Origin of the sequence: Streptomyces pathocidini (genome assembly GCF_001418495.1) — a bacterium.
In the GTDB taxonomy this organism is placed as follows: domain Bacteria; phylum Actinomycetota; class Actinomycetes; order Streptomycetales; family Streptomycetaceae; genus Streptomyces; species Streptomyces pathocidini.
The window spans coordinates 1,232-1,905 of the sequence record NZ_LIQY01000526.1 but is presented as its reverse complement, the minus strand read 5'-3'; the positions used below and the strand labels follow the sequence as shown (position 1 = coordinate 1,905).

Annotated in this window: 1 protein-coding gene; it reads left to right on the top strand. The window is 74.2% G+C overall.

Going from position 1 to position 674, the window contains the following annotated elements:
- Window positions 1-674 (top strand): PP2C family protein-serine/threonine phosphatase (locus AOK16_RS21880; RefSeq protein ID WP_240483691.1); only part of this gene is annotated, 674 nt, incomplete at both ends.

Genomic DNA, 674 nt, shown 5'->3' with positions numbered 1-674 from the left:
GCGGCGACTGGTACGACGTCATCACCCTCGGCGCCGGCCGCACGGCCCTGGTCATCGGTGACGTGATGGGACGGGGCGTACGGGCCGCCGCCGTCATGGGCCAACTCCGCACGGCCGTACGGGCCTACGCGCGCCTGGACCTGCCCCCGCACGAAGTGCTCCAGCTCCTCGACGGGCTGGCCGCCGAGATCGACGCCAGCCAGATCGCCACCTGCGTCTACGCCGTCCACGACCCCAACGAGGGGCGCCTGGTCTACGCCTCGGCGGGCCACCTCCCGATCGTCGTCCGCGACCCGGACGGCACGGTCCACCGCGCGGCCGAACCCACAGGACCCCCGCTCGGCACCGGCGGCTGGCTGCACACCTCCGCGTCCCTGCCCCTGGGGCCCGGTTCCACCGCCGTGCTCTACACCGACGGCCTCGTCGAGCGGCGCCGCGAGGACATCGACGAGGGCGTGGCAGCCCTGGAACAGGCCCTGGCCGGCGCCACCGGCACTCCCCAGGTCGTGTGCGACCGCCTCATCAGGGCCCTGGGCGTGACAGCGGAACACGACGACGACGTCGCCGTCCTCGTACTCCAGCACCCCGCCCGTACAGGCCACGACGCCGAGCTCTTCCACAACGCCGCCCTGGAGCTGCTGGGCGGTGTCGAAGCCGCCCCACGCGCGCGTGCC